General features: G+C 46.6%; 22 protein-coding genes. 10 read left to right on the top strand and 12 right to left on the bottom strand.

Annotated features, from left to right (window positions below):
* Positions 1-99 precede the first annotated feature (99 nt).
* Positions 100-747, top strand: coding sequence for a hypothetical protein (locus H7F20_RS10960; protein WP_185786224.1), 648 nt, complete (start codon positions 100-102; stop codon positions 745-747).
* 142 nt (positions 748-889) lie between these two features.
* Here the strand turns inward: H7F20_RS10960 and H7F20_RS10955 are convergent, their stop codons facing one another.
* Positions 890-1,369 carry a hypothetical protein gene (locus H7F20_RS10955; protein WP_185786223.1) on the bottom strand — a complete coding sequence of 160 codons (480 nt, stop codon included), beginning with the start codon at positions 1,367-1,369 and terminating at the stop codon, positions 890-892.
* A 311-nt stretch (positions 1,370-1,680) separates the two neighbouring features.
* Positions 1,681-2,313, bottom strand: coding sequence for a hypothetical protein (locus tag H7F20_RS10950; protein WP_185786222.1), 633 nt, complete (start codon positions 2,311-2,313; stop codon positions 1,681-1,683).
* A 150-nt stretch (positions 2,314-2,463) separates the two neighbouring features.
* Here H7F20_RS10950 and H7F20_RS10945 point away from each other — a divergent pair, with 150 nt between their 5' ends.
* Complete coding sequence (locus H7F20_RS10945; protein ID WP_185786221.1) at positions 2,464-2,838, top strand: hypothetical protein; 375 nt, start codon at positions 2,464-2,466, stop codon at positions 2,836-2,838.
* Positions 2,839-3,531: 693 nt separating this feature from the next.
* Complete coding sequence (locus H7F20_RS10940) at positions 3,532-3,822, top strand: hypothetical protein (RefSeq protein ID WP_185786220.1); 291 nt, start codon at positions 3,532-3,534, stop codon at positions 3,820-3,822.
* A gap of 119 nt (positions 3,823-3,941) precedes the next feature.
* Here the strand turns inward: H7F20_RS10940 and H7F20_RS10935 are convergent, their stop codons facing one another.
* The 3 genes from H7F20_RS10935 to H7F20_RS10925 all read right to left on the bottom strand — a co-directional run bounded on the left by H7F20_RS10935 (position 3,942) and on the right by H7F20_RS10925 (position 5,476).
* Complete coding sequence (locus tag H7F20_RS10935; protein ID WP_185786219.1) at positions 3,942-4,499, bottom strand: hypothetical protein; 558 nt, start codon at positions 4,497-4,499, stop codon at positions 3,942-3,944.
* A 66-nt stretch (positions 4,500-4,565) separates the two neighbouring features.
* Positions 4,566-4,724: a hypothetical protein gene (locus tag H7F20_RS10930; RefSeq protein ID WP_185786218.1), complete on the bottom strand. Its 159-nt coding sequence runs from the start codon at positions 4,722-4,724 to the stop codon at positions 4,566-4,568.
* A complete protein-coding gene (locus tag H7F20_RS10925) occupies positions 4,721-5,476 on the bottom strand; it encodes a DUF6090 family protein (protein ID WP_185786217.1) in 756 nt (251 codons plus the stop codon). The genes H7F20_RS10930 and H7F20_RS10925 overlap by 4 nt, the downstream gene beginning before the upstream one ends.
* 351 nt (positions 5,477-5,827) lie before the next feature.
* Here H7F20_RS10925 and H7F20_RS10920 point away from each other — a divergent pair, with 351 nt between their 5' ends.
* Entirely contained in the window at positions 5,828-6,868 is a 1,041-nt protein-coding gene (locus H7F20_RS10920) for a kelch repeat-containing protein (RefSeq protein WP_185786216.1), read from the top strand.
* A gap of 97 nt (positions 6,869-6,965) precedes the next feature.
* Here the strand turns inward: H7F20_RS10920 and H7F20_RS10915 are convergent, their stop codons facing one another.
* The 4 genes from H7F20_RS10915 to H7F20_RS10900 all read right to left on the bottom strand — a co-directional run bounded on the left by H7F20_RS10915 (position 6,966) and on the right by H7F20_RS10900 (position 10,523).
* On the bottom strand, positions 6,966-7,943 hold the full coding sequence (locus H7F20_RS10915; RefSeq protein ID WP_255444066.1) for a sugar phosphate isomerase/epimerase: 978 nt from the start codon (positions 7,941-7,943) through the stop codon (positions 6,966-6,968).
* A gap of 20 nt (positions 7,944-7,963) precedes the next feature.
* A complete protein-coding gene (locus H7F20_RS10910) occupies positions 7,964-8,749 on the bottom strand; it encodes a sugar phosphate isomerase/epimerase family protein (RefSeq protein ID WP_370588524.1) in 786 nt (261 codons plus the stop codon).
* A gap of 80 nt (positions 8,750-8,829) precedes the next feature.
* A complete protein-coding gene (locus H7F20_RS10905; protein ID WP_185786214.1) occupies positions 8,830-9,627 on the bottom strand; it encodes an alpha/beta fold hydrolase in 798 nt (265 codons plus the stop codon).
* Entirely contained in the window at positions 9,624-10,523 is a 900-nt protein-coding gene (locus tag H7F20_RS10900) for a sugar phosphate isomerase/epimerase (protein WP_185786213.1), read from the bottom strand. Before H7F20_RS10900 ends, H7F20_RS10905 begins: the two co-directional genes overlap by 4 nt.
* 317 nt (positions 10,524-10,840) lie before the next feature.
* On the opposite strand from H7F20_RS10900, the gene H7F20_RS10895 reads away from it, so the two are divergent.
* On the top strand, positions 10,841-11,227 hold the full coding sequence (locus H7F20_RS10895; RefSeq protein ID WP_185786212.1) for a group 1 truncated hemoglobin: 387 nt from the start codon (positions 10,841-10,843) through the stop codon (positions 11,225-11,227).
* A 238-nt stretch (positions 11,228-11,465) separates the two neighbouring features.
* Positions 11,466-12,182: a 1-acyl-sn-glycerol-3-phosphate acyltransferase gene (locus tag H7F20_RS10890; protein ID WP_185786211.1), complete on the top strand. Its 717-nt coding sequence runs from the start codon at positions 11,466-11,468 to the stop codon at positions 12,180-12,182.
* Between the two features lie 414 nt (positions 12,183-12,596).
* Here H7F20_RS10890 and H7F20_RS10885 read toward each other — a convergent pair whose 3' ends face one another.
* On the bottom strand, positions 12,597-13,343 hold the full coding sequence (locus tag H7F20_RS10885; protein WP_185786210.1) for a DUF6090 family protein: 747 nt from the start codon (positions 13,341-13,343) through the stop codon (positions 12,597-12,599).
* 355 nt (positions 13,344-13,698) lie between these two features.
* On the opposite strand from H7F20_RS10885, the gene H7F20_RS10880 reads away from it, so the two are divergent.
* Positions 13,699-14,235 carry a lipocalin-like domain-containing protein gene (locus H7F20_RS10880; protein WP_185786209.1) on the top strand — a complete coding sequence of 179 codons (537 nt, stop codon included), beginning with the start codon at positions 13,699-13,701 and terminating at the stop codon, positions 14,233-14,235.
* Positions 14,236-14,352: 117 nt separating this feature from the next.
* On the opposite strand, the gene H7F20_RS10875 is transcribed toward H7F20_RS10880, so the two are convergent.
* Complete coding sequence (locus tag H7F20_RS10875; protein WP_185786208.1) at positions 14,353-14,496, bottom strand: hypothetical protein; 144 nt, start codon at positions 14,494-14,496, stop codon at positions 14,353-14,355.
* Between the two features lie 196 nt (positions 14,497-14,692).
* Here H7F20_RS10875 and H7F20_RS10870 point away from each other — a divergent pair, with 196 nt between their 5' ends.
* Genes H7F20_RS10870 through H7F20_RS10860 form a run of 3 tightly spaced genes read left to right on the top strand, consistent with a single transcriptional unit; the run spans position 14,693 to position 17,078 of the window.
* Entirely contained in the window at positions 14,693-15,436 is a 744-nt protein-coding gene (locus H7F20_RS10870) for a DUF6090 family protein (RefSeq protein ID WP_185786207.1), read from the top strand.
* A gap of 16 nt (positions 15,437-15,452) precedes the next feature.
* Positions 15,453-16,244, top strand: coding sequence for a DUF6090 family protein (locus H7F20_RS15890; RefSeq protein ID WP_221898766.1), 792 nt, complete (start codon positions 15,453-15,455; stop codon positions 16,242-16,244).
* 36 nt (positions 16,245-16,280) lie between these two features.
* Positions 16,281-17,078 carry a DUF6090 family protein gene (locus H7F20_RS10860; RefSeq protein WP_185786206.1) on the top strand — a complete coding sequence of 266 codons (798 nt, stop codon included), beginning with the start codon at positions 16,281-16,283 and terminating at the stop codon, positions 17,076-17,078.
* Positions 17,079-17,138: 60 nt separating this feature from the next.
* On the opposite strand, the gene H7F20_RS10855 is transcribed toward H7F20_RS10860, so the two are convergent.
* Entirely contained in the window at positions 17,139-18,500 is a 1,362-nt protein-coding gene (locus H7F20_RS10855; RefSeq protein ID WP_185786205.1) for an NAD-dependent succinate-semialdehyde dehydrogenase, read from the bottom strand.
* Between the last annotated feature and the right edge of the window lie 127 nt (positions 18,501-18,627).

Below are 18,627 nucleotides of genomic sequence, written 5' to 3'. Positions count from 1 at the left end.
TGAATCCGTTGCTTTTCAGTGAGAACGCAGTGATGAACTCCAAAAGGCCTGATTTGCAGATTTTTAATATCTTTAATTGGCTGACTAGCAAACAATTCGATGGAAACAAATGTACTGCTCAAATGGGTTCTTGTTAACGCCGCTGGCTTTGGGCTTGGCTTTGTCCTTTGGCTTCAGCTTGATTTTACCCTAAAATACGGATTTGATTTTGAGAAGCATTGGGCACCTGAACAGACCTGGGATTTTACGGTATGGATGTATATTCGTAGGCTCATTGTTTCTATAGTTTTTGGAGCCTTTATTGGGTATTTGCAGTCAATTGTTTTAAAATCAATTAATATTAATAATAGATTAGGACCTTTTTCTTGGGTATTAGTTACGGCCATTGGCATTGGACTAATGGTCATTATAATAGATTGGCCTTTACGATTAATGGGCTATGGTAACCTGCCCGGACCGCTCGATCCCATTATTGTAACCGTAGGCAGTGGCACTTTTGCAGGAATAGCTCAATATTTCTTTTTAACTAAAAAAGGAATTAAGACTAATAGATGGCTTTTATTATGGATCATTGGGCTCTTTTTAAGTCTGATACCTACGGCACTCTTCTTTATGTTCATAGGGGACAAGTTAGACCTTAGTTGGCCGATGGAGATTTTTATTAGTGGCTTTATAGTTGGGGGCGTGGCTGCTTGGGTTAGCGGGAAGGCTTTTCTTACCGTGCTTTCAAGAACAAAACTTCCCTGATTAATGGCAAAACGATAATATCAGAGTGGCTTCATCTATTCGTTTTAGCGTGCACGGTCTGCCCATTTAAGTATTATCTCTCTTAGGGTGGACCTCAGCTACTTTTCAGGAAATATCGTCGCTAATTGGTCCCTATGGTAACCTAATCATTTTTGTCTAAATTATTTTCAAGATCGCCTTTGTCAAAAACATTCTTCATCATAAATCCGTAAAATGTAGGATCGAATAGGGATTCTCGTTCTTGCCATGAAGCTCGATATAAAGGCATCATGTCATAGGTGATTTTTTGGAATGGCAGAGAATGCAGAAATTCCGATCGGGGCAGTTCCTTATATCCCCACTCAACTGTTGTTTGAACTCGTGTCCAAAATGCCATTACTTGCCAACGTTCAGCTTGGGTTAATTCTTTTCCACTCTGATCCTTTGCCATAGCCTCGGTAAGTGAAATATTCTCTGCCGGAATCCTAAAAGTATCAGCAAGACTTGAAAAATAGGTAGCCCTTGCCTGGGCAGCCAGATTCTTAGTATTCTGTCTCAGTTCCATTGCAAGAAAAATTATCCCGATTAGTACTCCTAAATTGGCTATTAAAGAAGCCCATTGGTTTATAGTTCCTACATCCATAGTATTGCCCTCCAATTGTTTATATATGAACAATATATCGATTTTAAGAAAGCCAATATTGATATTTGGGTATCACAAATCAAATTCTACAAAATAGAAAAATGGTCTGCCCATTAACCCATGATCTCAGCCGTAGTGGACCTAAGCTACCTTTTGGGGGAGATCGTTGCTTGTTGGTCGACACGGCAACTTAAAAATAGAACCTGGGGCCATTCTTCTCCATGCCATATTTCTTGGTTGCCTTAAACTCCAGGTAAATGATCTCGCCTTCTTCTAAGTGTCAAAATTTAGACAATCTGGAATGGTACAGGTTAATTCTTCCATGTCTCCATGTAATCTACCCATGTATTGCTCCATACTGAGACCGTGTCCCGATTCAAACATTCTCGGCTAACAATCCAACTTGTGTAATAAAGTGTAGTGTCTGCTTCTTGAATCACTGTAGGTCGTGATTCCAATATCTCTATCCGCTCTTGGCCATCTACTTCATAAATCAACTCAAAGGTTACCTTATCTTCAGATTCCTCGATTAAATACCATTCACCTGTCCTGCTATGGGTGTCAAAAAAAATATTTTTCTGCCATGTGCTATATAATTCCCCATGGACAAATTCTAAATCTACAGTAAACTGATTATTACTATAGAACTTAACGTTTGGCCCTTGATAATAAACAGGATTGCGGTACATCATTTCTGTTGTTTCACAATAGAAGTCCTGTTCGGCCCATAACTTAAAAGTGAAGTAATCCCAATCAGATCCCTGCCAATCAAAACTACCATATTCCCAATCAGAACTGCCAAGCCCTTCCCAAAGCCCATCCGAATCAAAACTGCCGAAACCACCTAGTGAAGGAATCTCAACATCATCCCAAACCCCAATCTTATTGCAGGAAGAAAAGGTCAACAGTAGAAATAGAACAAAAAAAAGTCGGTAAGTCCACATCCTTTAAAATTTAAAATTAGATCCCTATAGGATTATAAAATCAATTTAGCTATTACCCTGGATCGGTTGTCCGAAAACTTGTGATAAGCAAAATACCGGACATGCTTATGTGGTCCACTACCTATCTTAGTTTAAGATAAATCCAGAGGCATGAAACCATTATCAAAGACCCTGATAATTTGTTTACTATTGATGACCTCCCTGATCCTGTTCCAGAGCTGTGTGGCTTACCAAAGGAACCCGACGACCCTGGAGATAGCAGAGCAGGAGCATATCCAGACGAAAATCACCAACTCCAATGGGGAATCCGCCGAGTACAAATACATCACCTATGAGGATGGACAATTTTATGGTGTGACTAAGAAATCCGGAAAACTGATCAAAAGCCTATTGCGTACTGAAGATATCAGAACGGTTAAGCTAAAAGACAAAATTGGCTCAACCATGCTGTGGATTGGAATACCTTTGGTCTTTGTATTGGTTGTAGGTGGTGTGGCTGCGATTGGTATTGTTTCAATCTGGTAGAATTTAACTGGATTCTAAAGTAATTAGAGAATTACGGATTGATGTAATGAGATAACCGGGTAGGTAATTCAGATACATAAAGGTATCGGGTTTGGTGTTTTTTGTTAATATAAGCATCACAGTCTGCCCATTTAGGCATATTCTCAGACCTAGTGGATCTAAGTTACCATTCACGGAGATTAATTATGGCACAGGCAAAGATGTGAGCAAGGAAACCATTGAGGATGCACAAGAGCCTTTGATCATCAGGTGGTATGGGGACGGATACATTGAGGTTCCGGTAAAGATGGAATTGTGACTTCTCCTCAATTCGGAGTGTAGCAAATTGAGCAGAAAGCTTTCTTGATTGCCGAAGTGAAGGCGAAACAAGGCGCAAACCACAGGTTTGGAGCTTTCGATGCAGACTATGGGATAGTCAGGAAAACCAAGCGCAGCGAAGGTAATCCTGGCGTGGTCACATGTTAGTCAAAGGCTTAGCTGATGTATTTCAGTTGAGCCTTTTTTAATTTGCCCAAAATTTGCCCGATTTGAAGTGAAATATTGGGTTATTTAATTGGTTTGGTTCCTAGCGGGGCTACGAATAGAACCAGCAACACAGTTTTTTAGGTCATTTGTGCATAGCCGTAAGGAATCCTGGGCCAGTTTGCCTATCCTTGTGACTTCAACCAACATCTTCCCAAAAATCCCAATTATATGAAAAAACTATTGGTCATCCTATCCTTCGCCCTGACTTCCAATTGCCTGGCACAAACCGACCCTGTTATAGCACCCGAAACGACTCAGACCGTTCAGGTCCGGGACAGTCTGGAACAATCCCTGGTAGTCCTAACCGAACGCTTGGAGGATTTAGGTCAGGAAATGACGCGTTTGCTTAGGTCTTCCTCTTCGGAAAACCCCATTGTCAAAAACCTGGAGAACGAATATCTGGTATTGCTTGAAAAGCGGGAGCAGCTGGTGATTCAATTGGCAGCACTAGAAAACTAAGCGGTTCCTGACGAGGGTACGAAAAAACAACAGGCCAATTTTCGATTTTCGCCGTACTGTCTCAAATAAGGTCTTATTGATTAAATAAACAGAAACTTTGTAATATCAATTTCGATAATTCATTGGCGAATAGTATCTGTGTTCTCAATTTTTAGTGTTTTTAAAGAATCCAAGGCATTTTTATAGTCAGATACCATCTTAGCTAAAGGTAGTGTTCTAATGTGTGATACATAGTCTTTAAATTCAATGGATTGGATTTGAGGAAAATAACCATTATCCCAGGCTATATAGATATCCGGAAAAAGAAATAAAAGCTGAACACGTTCTATGAGTCCCTGAGATGGGCCAGCCTGAATGTATTCCGCTTCCAGGCCACTCATAATTTCAGTTGTATATCTACCATATATTGCGGCCTCTTCATAAGTAAGATTATAACGGTTCATTAAATTTGCTTCTCCCGGCTCTGGACCATCGACTTGCTTAATCTTAGCAAGTATTGATGGAATAAGGGGTGAATTTATATAGGGTTGATTTAGTCTCTGAGATCTGTCTTTTATGGATTGAGATTCAATGGCTTTCGTGTTTTTTTGTACCTCTAAGGAAAGGTACACCACTGAGATTACAACTGCAATGTTTGCAACAAGCTCTACCCATTGAACTAATTTTTTAAGTTTCATATTTCAAGCGATCAGATTATTTATTAAAACCGAATGTGCTGCCTCCTCCCCATATATTTTTTGCCGTTACGCTCTTTTTGGGATTCTTCCAATTTGTCTAACCTGTAAAGGGATAATGATCCCAAACACCACCAGTAAAATCTCCCCAACCGCATACAGCAGGTATTTGCTGAATTGATTGTCGGCTATTAGACGTTGTCGGAGCTGGCGGAAGAAGCGGATCATGGCTTATTCAGTTTGTCCAGATAAGTGTTCAGAGATGCGACCAGCGTCTCGTTTTGCCGAAGCAGGTTGTTAAGCCATTGCAGCGCATCCTGTGTACTGAGAAAAAGTTCAACAACCACCTGATCGAATGCCCCTGATCGCAAAGTTTTAAGTAATTGTTCAGAATCTAAAAGTTGGGAAGGATCAAAGTCCTGATTATCCGGACTTGACCGAAACACAGCCTCCAGGTTTAATAGGTCGTATTCTTTGTTAAAATCACGGGCCTCTGTTACAATACCATTACTGATGTCAACATATTTGGCAGCCTTCTGATAATCGCTTAAATACCGGTTCAGTTGATTTCTTATCTCCAGATCGGAGATGAGTTGGGGCGAATTCCTGTGATTATCCCAGGTTTGGCTTACCAGGTCGATATATTCCAGATACTCGGAGGTGAAGATCTCCCCATCATCGCCTGAAGAATCCGCACGGGTCGCATCGTACAACTGAAGGTGGATATTTTGTTTGAATAGCGCCTGTTGAATCAGCTGATTTAAAGTAACTCCGTCGTCGGTCAGGTCCTGGATAATATTTTTCACTAGTATTTCTTCCCTTAGCCTATCCTCTCGCTTATTATTCCAATTATCTACCTGCAACGCAATCAAAATCCCGATCACCACCAAGAGAATCTCTCCAACCGCATACAGCAGGTACTTACTGAATTTATTGTCAGTCAGGAGTCGCTGGCGTATTTGACGGAAGAAGCGAAACATGGTTGAGGTTGGTTACCTCTTCAAATTACAAAAATTGTTGTTCTCCGGCTTAATGAATTGAGAACCAGGGACAGGATTCGGATTACGGTCTGCCCATTCAGGCAATATCTGAACACACTGGGGCCTCAGCAACATATTGATGGAGATAGGCGCTTATTGGTCGGATACCGGAGTTCTGTGGTATACCGCCCCTATCGCCGGTCCGAGCACAAAACCCGTAGTATATAGCACGCCGGCAGCCAGAGGGATGGCCACCACATTATAAGCAGGAAATCCTGCTTCCTCCTAATCCCAAATCCCCAAATCCTAAAATTTTATGCCGTATCTTCAAGTGGAAATAATTACTTTGACATGATCCGCCTTCCCGTTATACCCATCGCCGCCTTGTTCACCCTTTCCCTGCTGGCCTGCAACGGTGGGGAGCGTACTTCCAAAAATAATGATTCGGCTACCGCGGCAGAAGAAACTGACCGCACCGATCCCGCCTGGGAATTCGTTGAAAGTACGGACGGCAGCAAACCCGTTGCTCGCCACGAGGCCGCCTTTGTAGGCGTTGGCGACAAATTCTATCTCCTTGGCGGCCGTGGCATCCGTCCGGTAAGCATTTACGACACACAAACCGGCATCTGGTCCGAGGGACCGGAACCCCCCATTGAAATGCACCATTTCCAACCGGTTGTGGTGGGCAGCAAGGTCTATATCCTGGGAGCCTTAACCGGTGGCTATCCGGCGGAATACCCGGTGGACCATATCTATGTTTACGATACGGAAAGCAATACCTGGACCAGGGGGGATGCCATCCCGGAAAACCGCCAAAGGGGATCCACGGGCAATGTCCTGTCCGGGGACAAAATATACATGCTGTGCGGGATCAAAAACGGACATATCGGCGACCACAAAAATTGGGCGGACAGCTATGACCTGAAAACCGGGGAATGGGAAGTACTGGCGGATGCGCCGCGGACACGGGACCATTTTCAGGCCGCCATGCACAAGGGCAGGATCTATGCCCTGGCCGGCCGCAATACCGGGTCGGCGGATACGCCGTTCGGCGGTACGGTGGCCGAAGTGGACGTTTATGACATAGCTTCGGATACCTGGTCCACGGTAGCGAAACCGATCCCTACTGAACGGGCTGGAACGTTCTCCACTGTCTTCGACGGGCATGTGCTGGTCGCAGGCGGAGAATCAACTTTGCAGGAAAAGGCCCATGCCGAGGTTGAAGGCCTCAACCCGGAAACCGGGGAATGGCGAAGTTACCCAAGCTTCAACCAGGGACGGCATGGGACCGGCCTGGTCGTTTACGGAGGAGCCGTGTATACGGCTTCGGGTTGCGGCAACCGGGGTGGGACCCCGGAATTGACCACGATGGAAAGGTTGGTCATTAATTAGATACTTGGGCCGGGACAGCGGCTTGCGTTGCACTTCCCCATCTTAGTGGGGGCAGTGGCTGGCACTGATAAACCCCGGGCCTTCCACCGTTGATAATTCACCGGTAGTTTAGCCGGTAGGCGTCGCACATCTTCCGGATAAATCCCAGCCCTTCCTCGGCCATCTCCCAGACCGGCGAAAAATTGCGCCAGACATTAATCGAATTCGCAAAATCCGGGTCATTCCTGGTGAAGGCCTCAATGGTCAGCCATCCGGTATAGCGATTCTCCGATAACGACCGGAAGGTTTCCTCCCAGGGGACATGTCCGTACCCCGGGGTTCCGCGGTCATTCTCGCTGATATGGACGTGCCTGAGGACAGGTGAGACGGCGGCAATTGCAGTTGCGAATTTCTTCTCTTCCATATTTGCATGGTGCGTGTCAAACATAGCCTGCACGCTGGGATGGGAAACCCGGTTCACCAGAAAAGTGAGTTGATCCATAGTGTTGCACAAATAACACTCAAAGCGGTTCAGGGCTTCAAGGGCAAGGGTTATACCGGCCTGTGCGGCATGGTCCCCAGCCTTCTGGAGTACCCCGGCGCTCCAGCCGTACTCCTGATCGGTGGGCGGGGCGCCGGTAAAGTGCGCAAAAGCAGAATGGAAAGGGCCGCAGATCACGCGGGCATCCATGCTGGCGGCCCTGTCAATGGCCCACCTGATTTCATCGAGCGCCTTTTCCCTGACGGCCGCGGATGGGCTAACCGGGTTGGTATCCGGACCGACGGCCAGCACGCAATTCACCCCGAGGCCCAGGCTCCGCGCGCGTTCACCAAAACGATTGTAAGCGGCAGCCTCCCTCGCTCCCATGGCGCATTCCACGCCGTGGAATCCCAGGCCCGCCAACCGTTCGATGATGGGGTCCAAATCTTCCGAAACCGTGGCCGACCAGGCGAGCAGGTTGAACCCGATTTTTACATCCGTCGGCTCCGAATAAGCAACCGGATTCGACCCCATACCGGCCAATAGGGAACCGGTAATCGGGAGCGTCCCTGTCAGGGCCAGGTCCTTTATAAACTTCCTCCTGTTACTTCCCATAATATATTGCGTTTACGATGTTATGGCGTCATGTTTCCGATCAAAGGTTTGAGGGTCCCGTCGAGATATTTCCCGGCTTCAAGGGTCAAACCATCCGGATCCGATATCGCCCGGTCGCACTCGTCCTCCATCACAATCCATCCGGTGTACCCTGTGGCCTTCAAATACCCGGTTATGGCCGCAAAATCGATCACCCCGGTACCGGTGCGAGCCCAGCGTCCATCCGCATGGATATCCTTATAGTGCACCAGGTTGACCAGGGACCGGTAAGCAGACAGAATTTGCACGGGGTCCATCCCGCCTTTGGCAATATGGCCGACGTCCGGACAATAGCCTACAGGCCCGGCGTGGAGCCCCTCCATCAAGACGGCATAGTCCTCCGCCGTGCGGAATACGGATCCCGCCGGGGAATTCGGATGGAAGGAGCAGGCGATGCCCCGGGCTGAGGCACGGGCGCCGATAGCGTTCAGGCAGCTGAGCACATTTGACTGCCGCGCCACTAAATCCTGCCGGTCCTTTCCCGGCATTTGAACCAGAAGGTACAGGGTATCCGGGAAGTGCGCTAAAAAGTCCATCCATTTTCCGGCCCGATGTGCTTCCCCGGCTGATTCCTTCGGGTTCCTCCAGTCTTCCACATGGCATAGGGCGGCGAGTTCCAGGCCGCAGGCATCCAGTGCTTCCCGCATCCGTACCGGGTCTTCCAGGGGTCCAAAAAAACTGGTCTCCGGTTCGATCCCGCTAAAACCCGCTTTGGATATGACGCGCAGGATATGATCCAGCTTTCCTTTGTACTGTTCACCGGGCATCTGCCAGGTATACGTCTCGCATGCTATTTTTATAGGGTACATGCCCTTGCTCTTTTGGTTGTTTCTTTCTGCCGGGGATCTCAGGTATCTTTAAAGAATGCCAAGGTTAACTCATTAAACCGTTCGAGGTCCTCCCAATGATGCACATGGCTCCCATCGGGAAAACGTTCCAATTGGGAGCCCCGGATTTTATGGTGGAGCTCCTCCGAATACGCCGGAGGGGTGAAGATATCCCTTTCTCCCACTGTAATCAGGGTAGGCACGGTAATTTCACGGAGCCGGGCGGTGGTATCGTGCTGTATACAGGCATCGAGCTGGCCCTCAAAGCCTTTCCGGGACTGCGGGTGACGGGCTTTGGCAGCGGCGGACTGCGCCGCCCGGAGCCGCTCCCGGCCCGACTCATAGTACGGCGGAGCGTAGATCCACAATTGCAACAGTTCCATAAACGTATCGGGTGGGCAGACCGGACGGATCTTTTTCAGATTTTCATAGACCGTCTGCGTATAGCGGTTGAATTTGGGCCAGGTACTGATCAGGGCCAGGCTATGGACCTTACCGGGATATAAAATCGCAAGTTGCTGTGCAATGGCCCCACCCATGGAGATGCCCGCGACCCGCGCCCTTTGGATGCCCTCCTGCTCCATGACTGCCACGGCATCCCCGGCCATAATGGCGGTGGAATACGGGCCTTCGGGCTGATCCGACTGCCCGACTCCCCTGTTGTCGATCAGCACGCACGTAAATTGATCCTGATAGCGCGCAACATGGGATTCCCAGGCGTTCCCGTCGGCGCCAAACCCCATCAGCAGCACCAGGGGTTCCCCCCTACCCCGGATTTGGTAGGCGATCCGGACCCCGTTGTTATCCGCGTAGTTCATGAAAGTTGTTTTAAAATGCCCTCCACAAAGGGGATGGCGCGCCTTGCGTCGCGTTCGGTCGTAGGGCAGAAACAAAAGTCAAAGCACCACCATTCCAACTTTTCAACATCGCCGCGCATGGCGGCCAGAACCTTTTCAAATTCGATCTTCCCGGTTCCGAAAGGGGCATGGGTACTGGTTTCCTCACCGTGCAGGGTCCCGTCGCTATCGATCAGGTGGAAGTGCCCGATATTTCCTGATAGCCTGTCGTACAGTTCCAGCATCCCCCCATCGAGGATTTCCCTTTTGCCCGGGTGACGGGCTCCGGTTTCCGAACACATGTACGCATGGCTCGTATCGAACAATACCTTGAAATTCGGATGGTCCACTCGCTCCACCAAGGCGACGATCTCGCTCGGCCTGTTCAACCAGAAACCCGGCTCGAATTCCCACACCAGGAGTACACCCCCCGAGGCGCACAGATCGGCAGCCGCCCGCCAGGTCGTTGCCAATCGTTCAAACCTTCTCTTGTATTCATTGGCCTCCAACGTCTCCGGCGGGCTTATGGAGTCCACACGGACCACGCCGATTTCCAGGCTGTTGCAAAAAGCTACGGATTTCGCAAGGGCCTTCAGGTAGTCGGACGGGGCCACCCGTGCCGGCGGGACCTCGCGAAAATCGGGGGCATATCCGGAAATACCCAGGCCATGCGCGGCAACAATTGACCTGAGTTGACGCCGCTTCTGGTCCGTATCATAGACATCCGGGTGGGGATGCGGATGGAATCCATTGATCTCGACCCCATCATAACCGGCCCGGGCCGCATATGCTAAAAACGCTTCGAAAGACCATGGGTCCTTCTCAAAGGGGCCAAAAGAAAAGGCCCAGCTGCCAAGTGAAAATTTCGGTCGTCTCATGGCAGGCATACCCGGATACCACGCTTGCGCGTCAGACAAATAGACCGGATGATTTTTTCTGGATGGGATTGCATCCTCTTAAGATACAAAAAGCAATGAAAAAGTCCGGGCCGGCACCAATTGCCGACGAAATGGGGGCATACCGCATGCACACAAATAACTTGGTGCCCTTTATGAAGATCGAACTAATGTAAACGACGTAATCCAACTGATTTAAACGATGCAATCCAACGAAAAAGGCATTTCAAGAAGGATCACAAATCGTCAACAAATCACTATCTTCAATAACACATTAAACAACCAACTATACGTTAATCATGGAAACAACCAACCAAAAATCACTTTATGAGCGACTCGGCGGGGCCAGTGGCATTGAAGCCCTCGTTGATGACATTATTGAACTCCATATGACCAACCCGGTTGTGAAAGCCCGGTTTTTACCCCTGAAGGATGACCCGAATCATTTTGCGGAAGTTAGGCAACACCTGATCAACTTCCTGGCGTCCGGTAGCGGAGGGCCTGAAGAATATACCGGAATGGATATGCCCACTGCGCACAGGGGCATGAATATAAGTGTTAGTGAATACTATAATGTGGTGGATGATATCATGTCTGCACTCGACAAGCACCATATTGACGAACAATCAAAAAAAGACGTTCTCTATATTGCTTATTCGCTCAAAGACACCATGATAGGGCTTTAAATTGCACTGCTCTTAATTTGCAATGCACGGGATCAAACCAACTTTTTTGTACCCATTTTATCCGCCGGAAAATGATAAAGAGCTGGCAGGCAAACCATTGGGTGAATTTGATTAATCGAAGGGGCTACCAACCTTAACCCATGCTCCGCTTCTTCCACCGGTTCCGATTTACTTTATCAGTGAACTGAGTGTTGTTGTTTTAAAAGGGCGAGTATTAGTTGAGAATAAAACCATGTACATGAAAATTATTTCGACAACATGGTATATACTAAAACTAATTGCATTCTGCATTCTTGGGGTATTCTTCTTTGTGCTGGCAGCATTTATCCGATTGTTTGACCTTTGGAAAGCGATACGCATTTTCAAAAGTTACCTCCACCTTTACTTCAGATTCTTTGGACTGAAGATACATTTTGAATTTGAAGACAGCAGTATAAAAACTAATGGAAATATGGTGTTTGTACTTCTGAATCAAAGCAGTTTTTTGGACTCACTGATTGTGCCTACCCTACCTGTCCATAAACTGAGAGGCATAATCAATATTGAATTTGCTCTTTACCCCGTATTAGGCTGGTTTTTGGCTCTTGCCAACTTTGTGATTATCCGGCAATGGTCTACGCAAGCAAAAAACACGCTGAACCGAGCCAACACATTTTTACAAAAGGGGGGCAATATGGTTATTTCCATAGAGGGTAAGCGATCCAGGGACGGGAAGCTCAATGTATATAAAAAAGGCCCTGTCGTGATGGCGATAAAGAGTCAGTCCGACATAGTTCCATTTATCATAGAGGGCACCTACCAATCCTTGCCCTACAAGTCAGTTTATACCAAGCCCGCCGAAATCAAGGTGAGGGTACTCAGGACAATCCCAACGATTGGACTCACATATGAGCAAAGAGACGAATTAGTAGATCGGCTCAGGTTCACAGCACAGGCAAATAGTTTGGAGTGGTAGTTAACAAATATACCCATATTGATTCTCTCTCCCTTAGAAGGCACCAATAATCAGCGAGTTAGGTTTGGATTTCAATTAAATAGGTTTCCATCACCTGCATGGATAAAACCTAATCTAATTGTTTTCATACACCCTGTGATCCGGATCTGGATCAGTTGTAAGGCTATCATTGTAAAAAGTTTCAAATTTCGTTTCAGGAATTGGTGGATCCGAGTCAAAATCATCGGAAGAGGAGCAAAAAGAAAAAAGAACGAGTAAAGCGGCGTCAAAAATCAAGGCTATCGTATACAGTGGGTATTTGCTGATTCGGTGTTCAGTGTGATGCGTATGGGGTTTATGGGTCCGAATCGTAATGTCTAATTGTGCTGCCCACGATTCCTAAATAATTCAGCTCCGGTTTCGGGAAGAAACCATTTATTTTTGGTTTTCGATTATGCCTAGAATATCTATCAAAATTGTCCGTGCCTTTTCCAAATCCTTTTCGTGCCGAACCAAGCGATATAACATATCGTCCACGATACTTTCATATTCAATTTGCGCAAACACCTCCAGCTTGTTGTTGGGAAGGCGGCTTGGATATTTCCATTCAAGGGGACCGTACATATCTATGTCTTTCAAAGGGTAAAGGGGAGTCAGAAAGGGCAAAATATCCACTTCCAATTTTTGATCTATCCCGGAATAGGATTCATCTGCCTGGCTTAATATCCGGGACCAATCATAAAGTAGATTCTTAAGGCTTTCATTGGTGATCAACTGCAGCCTGCCGGATTGAAGTAAGTCTGTAAGGGCGTTCTGGGCAGGAATAAAACGCTGAAATTCAACAGATAAATACATTACGCTGTCAATATTGATTAAATTCAGCTCATCCACTGGTTTACCGAAGAATCCCATAAGTTGAACATTAGCCTCTTTGGTCGTATTCAATCCCTCAAGAACGCCATCCAACTCCAATAAGTTCACCTGAAATTCCTCCTTCAGATTCTTAATTATTCCAAGTTCTGTGCGCCGGTCCTTTTGTTCTTCGTTCCAATTATCAATTTGAAGTGCCAACAGGATTCCAATAACCACTAGTAAGATCTCGCCAAGCGCATACAGCAAATATTTGCTGAACCGGTTCTCGGTGAGGAGTTGTTGACGAAGTTGGCGGAAAAAGCGAAGCATAGGTTCAGGTTGGTTACTTCATCAAATTACGAAAAAGAGGCATTTTATAAGTAAGGTTACCTGTTGTAAGCTGAAATAAATGTTTTTGGAAATGCACCTGCTTTAAATGATAATGCCGGAAGTACTCGCTTCGCTCATAATCCTGTGAAGCTCCGTAGTCTAAATGAAAAAGCCCGCTAAACCCGGAACCTTGAATAGGTCGCGCATTTTGCTAATAAACTATTTTGGTCTGCAAGAGCATTTCAACCCCCATATGATGCCGGTCATTTCCCCGCTTCACATTTCAAAATACCTTGTGGCGTACATCCCATAAAGTATAAGTAAGGAAATCATTTGGAGTTAAAAACTATGCGCTATGAAAAAATTAGGCAATATCCTGTTCCGGTTTTTTATCATCACTATTCTAATCGGCTTTACGAGCTGTAATAAGGATGATGACGGCGATAACGGCAACTTGAGTACGAAGGAATTGTTAGTCGGTACTTGGTCCGTTACGAGCTTTGACTTTAATATTTTGGTAGGGTCTCAATCACTCGTTGAATATCTGGTCGAGGTGGAAGGGATTTCTGCTTCTGAAGCAGAAGTTCAATATGAAATTTTTGAAGCCTTGTTAGAATCGGATGTATCAGGCACAATTACCTTTAAATCCGATAACACATATGTGTCAAATTTTGGTGATAGGTCCACAAGCGGCACCTGGAGCCTAAGTGCGGATGAAAAGACATTAACGCTAATCGAAGGCACTGATAGCACCGTCATGACCATCAATTCCATTTCAAATACTACCTGGAGTGCAACGATCTCCGAGAGCAGCCCGGAGGACCTGGATGATGATCCTCAAACGCCCGATGTAGTACTTTCTGTGGAAATAATTCTAACTCTAACTAAATAGGACATTCCTGAACATAAACCCCCGGCAATTCAACAATATTGCTGTATGCGGTAAGGGAAATGGACCTGCTGCCTAAAACTTAGAGCAAAAAGGCCTGATAAGCTTGGTTGTAAATATTTACGTCTTCTGCTGTCTGAATAAAATAGCAATTACAATAAATCCAACCCCTGTGAGGCCGGGAGGCAGGGCATCCAAACGAACGGAGAGGTAAATCATGGCCAGGGCCACCACAACCAGTACAATCAGAAGCAAATTTCTCATATCGTGCTTTTTAGAAGCCATAATGGGGCGGTTATAGCCGGGAGGGAAAACCCCCTATTTCATTCAAAATACCACTTTCCGCATTAAATAGCCAAAAAGGGATATCCAAGGGCAAGATGTCGATAGGAGTCTCTTGACTCCAAATAAGGTAATAACCCTTCTTTTTCGTAATTTGTTAAAACAACCAACCTCAACCATGTTCCGCTTCTTCCGCCAAATCCGTCAACGCCTCCTTGCCGGAAACCGGTTCAGCAAGTACTTGTTGTATGCGGTAGGCGAGGTATTGCTGGTGGTTATTGGCATTTTGATAGCCTTTCAGGTTGACAACTGGAATGAGTTCAGAAAAACCCATAATCAGGACACGGAATTTCTGAACAACCTGAAGGTTGAGTTGACCGTGGACCTCACTGCCCTTACCGAAAGAAGGTCGGAATATCAAAGCATAAATGACAACATTAAAAATACCATAGCGCTTTTCGACAGGGGTTCGCCAGCGCTAACTTCAGATGAACATCGGGAAATCGTTGCAGCCCTGAGTCGATTTCAAATATTCAGCCCTATCGATAAAAATGTCAACCGGAATGATTTGGTAATTGCACAGGGCACAATTGACAGAATCGACAAAGAATTGAATCGTCAATTCCTGACATATCTTCAGGAAACCCAGGAGATTAACGCTGCTATTACCAAACTGGGCGAAACATTGCAACAACTGGAAATTCTTCAGGTTCATCCGAATGTAGATTACAACCAAATAGACCCAAGTGCCCCTAAGGTTGATTTCGACTTTATGGAAATCTATAAGAATAGAGGGGTAAGAAATGCGCTTCAAAGATCCTTCGGCTACCGTCGAGGCTACATTGAAGAATTGACAGTTAAAATAGAACAAGCTGATAAGCTGATTGCTCTGATTGACACTAAATTGCCAGGATCAAATTAAAAATCATGAAAAATTGATGATAAAATTCTTCAGACAAATCCGCATAATACTCTTGACTGATGGCAAATTCAGCAAGTACCTGCTCTATGCCATTGGTGAGATTATGTTGGTGGTTATTGGGATTTTGATTGCTTTACAGATCAATAATTGGAATGAAGAGAAAATCAATCGTACAGAAATAAAGTTAAATCTCGAAAACCTTGCGGATGCCATAATAAAAGATGATGAACTACTGAGGGAGATTGAGGGCAACAATGAATTCCGGTTGATATCATTACAGCACTTGCTGAGACTGATCAACGTTGACACCCATGAGGCAGACACCATTGCAGGAAACTTGAATAGTCAGCGGATATGGAATGGCGCGATCCCCGATACGTTTAACCTGGAATTTAACCAAAAAACATTTACATGGATAAACAGGCCCCGCGCCATGATTATCCATGATTATGCCATGGAGGAATTCAAGAGCACGGGATCCTATTCCCAGCTTAAGAACCAAAAATTGAAAAACCTGTTAAGCGACTACTACAGTGCCCTTGATTGGCACTTTGGGAGTGATGGGATATCTAATTCAAGTCTCCAGGACTTAAATGATTATATCAGGGACACCTATAGTTTTCTTATGAGTGACATCCCTGGGTTAAGGGATCCGATTGCCTTTATAAAAAATGATCCCGCCCTGGTTGTCCGGCTCAGGGAGGTTAAGGACAATGCCAGTTGGAGATTGACGGGAGCCATCAAAGGCAGGACAATGGCCCGTCGCGTACTTGAAGAAATCGAGACCGAAATCAGTTCGTACAAATAGCACATTGATTTGTGATTCTCAAATTGTGAAAAATCCATGATGAAATTCTTCCGCGCCTTACGCCAACGACTCCTTGCCGGAAACCGGTTGAGCAAATACATGCTTTATGCCATTGGGGAAATCCTATTGGTGGTCATCGGGATCCTGATTGCTTTGCAGATCGACAATTGGAATGAAGATAGAAAGCTGAAAATCCACAAAAGGGAAATACTTCATGAATTTCAGGAAAGCCTGAAGAGCGACCTCGTAAAGTTGGAAGCGAATATGAAAATAAACGCAAAAATCAAGCACTCGGCAAAGCTCATTCTCGATTACATGGACAAAGGGCTGCAGTATCAGGATTCATTGAGTTACCACTTCGGCGCAACCACGAGTATCTGGCCTATACAAGTGAAAGCAGGGGTATACCAAAACTACCGATCCAGTAATTTAAACCTGATAACCAGTGACGATTTAAGGGAAAAGATAAGTCTCGTTTATGAATCGCGGTATACCAACCTGAACCGGACGCTGAATCAGTATCGCGAAATGATTGAAAATGCGTCACAGAACTTTTTCCCAACCCGTTTCGAATCTTATTGGTCGGGCAATTATGAGACCTGGAAACAGGATAACAATTTCTCATCATACGATTCGTACGATGCGGATAAAGTGAAAGGTCCAATGGTTCCTCTTGACTATGAGGCGCTCAGGGAGGATCAGGAGTTTCGTTATTTTTTAAAGACCCTGATCAACAAATACAACTGGCTTGTAGAAATACAGGTGCTTTCCCTGAAGGAGGCCATCGATGATTTACTGTTTGCCATTGAAAGTGAACTGGACAAGGAATATTAAAAGTACCTAAATCTCTATACTGCAAATGCTCCGCTTCTTCCGCACCTTACGCCAACGCCCCTACCCCTTGTTTACATAAACCGTTTTCCGGTTCACAAACTCCAGGATGCCATCCCTGGCCAGTTCGCGCCCATATCCCGAATTTTTCGTACCCCCGAAGGGCAGCCTGGGGTCGGATTTTACCAGTTCATTGATAAAATAGGCGCCATCGCTGACTTTAGGGATCTCCTTCAGGGCTTTCTCTATGTCTGATGTGCAGACGGTTACCCCGAGCCCGTATTTGGATTGTTCCGACAGCGCAAATGCATGGTCGGTATCCCTGGCCTTTATCACGGCGGCCATTGGCCCGAAGGTTTCCTCGTCGAAGGCCGGCATCCCGGGCGTTACATTCCCGAGGATCGTGGGCTCATAATAGCAGTCCTGTTGGTTCCCGCCTAGGAGCAATTCAGCTCCCTGCTTCAGGGAATCCTGAACCTGCCGGTGGAGTTGATCGGCCAGGTCGCGCCGGGCCAATGGACCTATTTCCGTCGCTTCATCCATGGGGTCGCCCGGTTTCCGGTCCCGTACGGCCTGGGTGAATTTCGAGACGAATTCGTCATAGATATCCTCCAGTAGAATAAAGCGTTTGGCAGCGATACAACTCTGCCCGCTGTTCAGAAAGCGGGCGGTAACAGCCGTCTTTACCGCTTTGTCAATGTCGGCGTCGCTCCATACGATAAAGGCGTTGTTGCCCCCGAGTTCCAGGACGGTTTTTTTGATGTATTTGCCCGCAATTTCCGCCACGGCAGCTCCTGCCCGTTCACTTCCTGTCAGGGTAACGGCTTTTACCGCATCGTGGGCGATGATTTTCTCCGTATGGTCGTGGTGGATGATGAGGTTTTGGAATACCCCTTCCGGATAACCGGCCTTTGTGAATATTCCTTCTATCTGCTGCGCGCAGCCAAAAACGTTCGGGGCGTGTTTCAACAGGCCCGTGTTCCCCGCTGTAAGGGTGGGGGCCGCATACCGGAATACCTGCCAGAACGGGAAGTTCCAGGGCATGATCGCCAATACCGCCCCTATGGGGTCATGACGCACAAAACTTTGGGAAGCGTCGGTGCTGATGATTTCATCCGCCAGGAAGGCCTCGGCGTTGTCCGCATAAAAATCGCAAACCCATGCACATTTGTTCACCTCCGAGCGGGACTCGGAAAGAGGTTTTCCCATTTCCCGGGTGATCATCCGGGCATAGTCCCCGGCATTGTCCCGCAGGACCTGACCCGCATTCCTGATCAGCCGGCAGCGTTCCGCCAGGGGTACTTTCCGCCAGGAAACAAAGGCTTCCTGGCTCCGCCGGAGCTTTTCTTCCAGCGCTTCCTGGGTGAGGCCGGTATAGGTACCGACCTCCCGGCCGTTATAAGGGTTGACACTTGTAAATTCCATCTGTCCTGTAATTGTATTTCTGCAAATGACGCTTAAAAAGTACGGCTATTCATCCAACCGGGGCCACGGGTCCTGCCCAACTGATACATGGGCCACCCGCAGTCTTATGGTTACTACCTGAAATGCC

The sequence above is a fragment of the Robiginitalea sp. SC105 genome (assembly GCF_014243345.1).
In the GTDB taxonomy this organism is placed as follows: domain Bacteria; phylum Bacteroidota; class Bacteroidia; order Flavobacteriales; family Flavobacteriaceae; genus Robiginitalea.
Note: the sequence above shows the minus strand (reverse complement) of the source record. Positions and strands in the feature narration are given on the sequence as shown.